Source organism: uncultured Murdochiella sp., assembly GCF_902488755.1.
Taxonomy (GTDB): Bacteria; Bacillota; Clostridia; order Tissierellales; family Peptoniphilaceae; genus Murdochiella.
Map to the genome: position 1 here is coordinate 1 of NZ_CABTXF010000060.1, position 6,485 is coordinate 6,485.

At 49.9% G+C, this 6,485-nt stretch carries 6 protein-coding genes; all 6 read left to right on the forward strand.

Annotated elements, in window-relative coordinates; genetic code table 11:
- Positions 1–268 (forward strand): TrkA C-terminal domain-containing protein (locus RDL68_RS05845; protein WP_308540743.1); only part of this gene is annotated, 268 nt, incomplete at its 5' end.
- Positions 244–1,047, forward strand: a complete 804-nt coding sequence (locus RDL68_RS05850; protein ID WP_308540744.1) for an RNA methyltransferase — start codon at positions 244–246, stop codon at positions 1,045–1,047. The genes RDL68_RS05845 and RDL68_RS05850, both read left to right, overlap by 25 nt.
- Positions 1,048–1,128: 81 nt before the next feature.
- Positions 1,129–2,166 carry a phenylalanine--tRNA ligase subunit alpha gene (locus RDL68_RS05855; RefSeq protein WP_308540745.1) on the forward strand — a complete coding sequence of 346 codons (1,038 nt, stop codon included), beginning with the start codon at positions 1,129–1,131 and terminating at the stop codon, positions 2,164–2,166.
- A 10-nt stretch (positions 2,167–2,176) separates the two neighbouring features.
- On the forward strand, positions 2,177–4,624 hold the full coding sequence (gene pheT, locus RDL68_RS05860) for a phenylalanine--tRNA ligase subunit beta (protein WP_308540746.1): 2,448 nt from the start codon (positions 2,177–2,179) through the stop codon (positions 4,622–4,624).
- A gap of 19 nt (positions 4,625–4,643) precedes the next feature.
- Complete coding sequence (locus RDL68_RS05865) at positions 4,644–5,039, forward strand: cell division protein ZapA (protein WP_308540747.1); 396 nt, start codon at positions 4,644–4,646, stop codon at positions 5,037–5,039.
- The coding region (locus RDL68_RS05870) for a U32 family peptidase (protein ID WP_308540748.1) at positions 5,036–6,485 on the forward strand (1,450 nt) is incomplete at its 3' end. The genes RDL68_RS05865 and RDL68_RS05870, both read left to right, overlap by 4 nt.

A 6,485-nucleotide genomic window follows, 5' to 3' on the forward strand; every position in this document is an offset into this window, starting at 1 on the left:
AAACTCAATCTATGAGCATCTTCGTATGTCCGAAGAATATTCCATTGAGGAATTTCCGGTTCCGGAGACCTGGATTGACTCTAATCTGAATGAATTGAATATTCGACAGATGCTGAACATCAGCATTATCGCCATTAAGCGAGACGGAAAAATGCTTATCAATCCCCGTCCGGACGAACCCTTTTTTCGGGGCGATATGCTGTACGGACTTGCCTCGAACAAAGAATTTCAGGGGTTGGATCAATGGATTACACAGCGCCAAAAATAAATCGCGTAGAAAGCGCACAAAATGCGCGTTATAAGCGATGGCATACGCTTCTTTCCGTTAAGGGACGCAAAAAAGAGGGCTGCTGTCTGGTGGAAAGCCGAAAACTCGTCGCGGATGTTTTCGATGCTAAGGCAGAGGTGGTTACAGTGTTGCTTTCCGATGAGCACAAAGACGCTTGGGAAGAGATGTGTTCCTATCGTCGAAAGATGGGAAAAACGCAGCCTAAGGAAGTAGTTTTTCTGCCGTTTTCTATTTTTCGAAAACTATCGACCATGGAGCATCCCGACGGCATTATTGCTGTTGTTCGTATCCCTGAAGAAGAGGTCGCTCACGAAGCATCTGCTCGCTGGCTACTGTTGGATCACCTGCAGGATCCCGGCAATGTAGGAACACTTTTACGAAGTGCGGAAGCATTTGGATTTACCCATGTGGCGTCGCTCTCGTCTGCCGACTTTTACAGTGCCAAATGTCTTCGCGCAGCGATGGGTGCGACTTTTCGGCTGACGCTTGCCCATGTTAACGAAGATAACTTTCCCGCCTGGAAGAAAAAGCTGAATTTGCCGCTTTATGGCGCAGATTTATCTGGAACGCCTGTGCAGGAGTGTAGCTGGAAGCCGCATTTTATTCTTGCGGTAGGCAATGAGGGAAACGGCATCTCTACTGTCGTGCGTAAAGAGTTGGATTATCCCGTCACCATTCCCATGCAAGGAGAGGGGGAATCGTTGAATGCCGCGGTATCCGGATCCATCATCATGGCGATTGCGCAAGGGGCGGTATAATAGGAATAAGAAAACGAACAAAGTCGAACAGAATAGAGCATACGGCGTTCAACCGAACGCATAACAGGAAGTGAGGATGCGATGTTAGAAAAACTGGAGACCCTTCGAGACGAGGCGCTGGAACGTATTCGCCAGACCTCTTCCGTCGAGGAACTGGAACAGGAGCGGGTCACTTATTTAGGCAAGAAAAGTCCGCTGATGGCGATGCTAAAGAATCTGCGAAGCCTTGAACCGGATGAGCGGCGCGCTTTTGGTCAGCGCGCCAATGAGATAAAGCAGGAGTTTCACGAGGCGATTCGTGCTCGCAAAGAGGAGCTGATGGACGAGGCAAGTGTGGTCGACCATCCGCTCGATTTCACGCGACCGGGAACGGTTCTTTCCCTTGGTGGATTGCATCCGAGCATCCAGATGATGTATGACTTGAACGACGCCTTTCAGTCCATGGGGTTCGAGCTGTTTAGCGAAGATGAGATTTCCAGTGAAAAATATATTTTTGATAATCTCAACTTTCCGCCGAATCATCCGGCACGCGAGTCCATGGATACCTATTGGATTGCCGGAACGGAACAGAAGCATGGAGCCGAACGTCTGGCTTTGCGTCCGCATCTAACGGGCGCGTCGGTGCGCTACTTACTCAAGCATGGTGCGCCTGCTCGTTTTATCTATCCGGGCAGTGTGTTTCGCAATGAAACGACAGATGCACGGCATGAGCGCGCGTTCATGCAGTATGAGGCACTTATCGTGGAGAAAGATTTTTCCTTTGCCTCCGGAAAATTGCTGATTGACACTATTCTGGAAAAGGTCTTCGGTCATCCTGTGCGTACCAGAATGCGCGCCGGATTTTTCCCCTTTGTGGAGCCGGGATTTGAAATTGATATGGAGTGTCAAGTGTGTCATGGCAAAGGGTGCCGTACCTGTCATCATTCCGGTTGGATCGAGGTCATGCCGGGCGGATCGCCGCATCCGAATGTCTTAAAGGCGGCAGGACTGGATCCGGCGGTTTGGTCGGGGTTCTATATCAACATCGGGTTGGATCGGTTGGTCATGATGCGTTATGCCGTAGATGATGTGCGTCTTTTCCATAGCAATGATTTGCGCTTTTTGAAGCAGTTCCATTAAGGAGAAGGATATGAAACTTTCCTATAACTTACTAAAACAATACGTTGCGCTTCCCGAAGACCTCTCTATGGAGCAGTTGGCTTACGATTTAACCATGCGTACCGTGGAAGTGGAAGGTACGGCGGACTTAGCGAAGCAGTATGAACGCATCGTCGTCGGTAAGATTAAGACGATATCTCCGCATCCCGATGCGGATCGCCTGCGTGTGGTGCAGGTGGATTTGGGCGAAGAAGGTGTGCGACAGATTGTCTGCGGCGGCAGCAATCTTATAGAAGACCATTTCGTCGTGGTTACGCTTCCCGGCTCTTTCGCCGTGTGGCACGGTGAAGGGGAGCCGGTGCAAATTAAAGAGGCAAAACTGCGTGGGGTGGATTCCTACGGAATGATTGCCGGTGCAGCGGAAATTGGTCTTGAGGCACTTTTTTCTACAAATGAGTCACACCACATTGTAGATTTAACGGAAGAAGGCATTGACCGAGAAGTCGAGCTGACGCCCGGAATGCCGATTGCGGAAGCACTGGATCTTAACGATCAGATTGTAGAGATTGAGAACAAGTCCATTACCAATCGTCCCGATTTATGGGGGCATTATGGCATTGCCCGTGAACTTTCTGCGATTTATCATGTTGCCCTGAAGCCTATGGATGAAGTGCAAAAAGAAGATGTAGCGGCCTATCCGTTGACGCTTAAGCATCCTGAACTTTGCGGACGAATGCTTGCCGCCAAGTATATCGGCGTGGATAGTCGAAAAGCGCCGCTTTGGATGCGTGTTTTGCTTATGAAATGTGAAATTCGTCCCATTAATGCGCTGGTCGATATGACAAATTACGCGATGATGGTGTATGGTCAACCAATGCACGCCTATGATGCCGAACATGTTGAAGGCGGTCTTATTGCCCGTCGCGCAGAAGAAGGGGAAGCATTGGAGATCCTGGATGGCAAGCAATTAATCTTGTGTACGGATGATTTGGTGATTGCTGACCACAAAAAAGCGTTGGGACTGGCAGGCGCTATGGGCGGAAAACACGATTCCATTTCGGAAGAAACGAAAGAAACCGTGCTGGAAATTGCTAATTTCAAGCCGGAAACCATTCGCAAAACGGCACAAAAATACGCAATCCGCACAGAGGCGTCTTCTCGAAATGAAAAGGGCATCGACGCACAGCGCATGGATCCCACTTTCGGACTTTGGCAGAAACTCATGCAAGCCATTTTCCCCCAAGCGCGTCTGGTCGCTTTTTCGGAGGAGCAGAAACACGTAACGAAGAAAGCGGAAGTAGAGGTCACCTGTGAGTGGCTTTCGCGCCGTCTTGGTCGGTCGCTTTCTGTCGAAGAAATCAATGGAATGCTAGAACCTCTCGGTTTCACCATCTCTCTCGTCGATAAGAAAGAAAAGGAGCAGACGCTCATCGTCACAGCACCGACCTGGCGCTCCACCGGAGATATTTCTCTTCCGGATGATATTCTAGAAGAAGTGGCGCGCATGATTGGTTACGAGAATTTTACGCTTATTCCGCCAAAGGTGACGCTTACCGGAGCACTGCACCAGACCCAAATGGATTTGGAGCGACGTATTCGAGAAGTCTTGGCATTTTCCTTCGGCTTTCAGGAAATTCTTTCCTATCCGTGGGTAAAAGACGAATATGCCGATTTATGCGGAATGAACCAAGAAGAGATGCTGCGTTTGGAACAGGCTCCTGCGCCGAATCAGACAACTCTGCGCACGTCGCATGTTCCAAACGTCATCGAAGCGATTGTCAAAAATGTGCACTTTTATGATGCATTTCGTCTCTTCGAATTGGGGCAGGTCTACTGCGTCGGGGCACAAAGCCCTTCTACCCCGGATGAAGTACTACCGAAAATGCATCGTGAGTTAGTAGGTGCAGTGGTAGGCGACCATCCGGAAGAATTGTTCTATACCGTAAAAGGTGTCTTGGAAGCCTTAGGACAAGCGGTTCAAACCGATACCCTGTCCTTCTCTCGTGACGAGCGTCCCTATTGGGCAGATCGCGAGGCTTGGTTGACCGTCATGGCGCGTGGCGAGGCGATTGGCGTGATGGGGCTTCTCTCCACACGTACAAAGGCACGAGCCGATATAAAATACCGAGATGCCTGCCTTTTTGTACTGGACGTAGAAAAACTTAGAGCATTTGATTCGCGCACCAATTCGTTTAGTGCGCTTCCCCAGTATCCGCACGTCTTCCAAGATTTATCGCTTTTGGTTCGCGAAGATACAACATGGAAGCAAATGAAAAAAGCTATCGGGAAACGCGCAGTATCTATCGCTTTTGTTGATGAATATCGCGGAAAGCAGATTCCGGAAGGCTATAAATCGGTTACGTTGCGTGTGGAGTTGGCTTCGGAGGAAGGCACCTTAACCGCGGAGGAGATCCGCGCGCACATGAAAGAAATACGTGACGCTCTGGCTGATGCGGGAGCTACGTTACGCGCACAATAAGAGAGAAAAGGAGGTTGTCATGGCATCACGAAATCGAATGGAAATCAATATCTTTGGACAGAGTTATGTGTTACACAGCACGCGCGAAGAAGAGGACATGCGCAAAGTGGTCTCTTTGGCAACCAAAACCATTCAAGAGGCAGCCTCACCGCAGACGCGCTACAATACGACTTTGCAAGCCACATTAGCATGTATGAACCTTGCAGATGCTTGTATTCAGGCGCAGGAGCAAGAGAAAGCAGCAGAGAAACGGCTCATCAAAGCGCAGGAGAAGGAAGAAGAAGCGCGTAAAGCAATGGAGAAGTGTCAAGAAGAGAATCTTGCGTTAAAAGCGGCAATACAGCAATCAAAAAGGACATCCGGCGCTCGTCCGGCGCCACCCAAGTCCAAGGGAACTACCGGGACAAAGCGATGAGATTGCCGGAGATTCTTGCACCGGCAGGAAATATCGAAATGGCTCATGCGGCATTCGCTGCCGGGTGTGATGCAATCTATGTAGGGGCAAAACAGTACGGCGCACGCGCATATTCCGATAATTTTGATGCTGCAGAGCTGGTTTCCTTGATTGCCAAGGCGCATCGCCTGGGTGTGCGCGTCTATCTCACGGTAAATACGCTCATCAAAGAACAGGAGATGGATGCGGTCATTGCTTTACTGCGTCCATTAGCAGACGCCGGCTTGGATGCCGTTATTTTACAAGATTTAGGTTTGACGGCTCGCTTGAGACGAGAACTGCCGAACTTGGAACGTCATGCGTCGACGCAGCTTTCTGTGACTTCTTTGGATGGGGCATTGGCTCTTCAAGGGCTTGGCTTTTCTCGCTTGGTTCTGGGGCGTGAGACTACCATGGAAGAAGCAGAACGCATTATTCAGGAAACCGGTTTGGAAGTAGAAGTTTTTGCACACGGTTCTCTATGTGTTTCTGTTTCCGGACAGTGCTATATGAGCGCTTTTTCCGGCGGACGAAGCGGAAATCGTGGATGCTGCGCACAGCCGTGCCGGAAGACCTATACGATTGAATCGAAAAATGGCGAAATCGTAGGTGCGCCAAACACTTATCTCAGTCCGCGGGATCTCATGACCGTCGATCGCGTTTCCGAATTTGTCCGAATCGGTGTACATGCCTTAAAAATTGAAGGACGCATGAAAAAGCCCGAATACGTTTTTGCCGCAGTAAGCGCCTATCGTCAGGCTCTCTTGCAACAGCCTTATGAGCGAAAAGAACTGGAACTGATGACCAATCGGCCGTTTACGAAGGGATTCTTTTTTCACTCCTTTGGTTCGGATATGGCATTTGACCGAGAACAGACCGGAGGCGAATGGATAGGCGACATTGCCCTTCAGCCTGACGGAAAGCGTTTTGTTTGTCCTCAAACGTCTCTTACTGCCGGTGATATTTTGATGCTTCAAGGAAAACACAACACATTTCCGTATACGCTACCAAAAGCCTATTCGCCAGGAGAACCGATTCTGTTCTCCGCGCGAGATGTGCGTGTAGGATCACCGGTACTTCGCGTGTACACCGAAACCGTTCGGCAAAAGCTCAAAGCGGCATTAGAGGCGGAAGATAACAAGGAAAATCGACTTCCACTTTCGCTATCGGTGACGATTGCCGTAGATCATCCTCTTCGCGTTATTGCCGAAAGCGGCACAGAAAAAATAGTGTGGGAAGGCGAGGCGGTTTCTGCCGCACGCTCCCAGGCTTTGGATTTGAACACCGTGGTGCGCGCCTTTCGTAAGGTGGGAAACACTGCGTTTCTTTTGCCGAAACTAACGGTTTCGTTAGAAGAAGACACCTTCTTGCCGGTAAGTGCGTTAAATGCAGCCAGACGATCCGCACTGGATGCCTTATCCTGTGCAG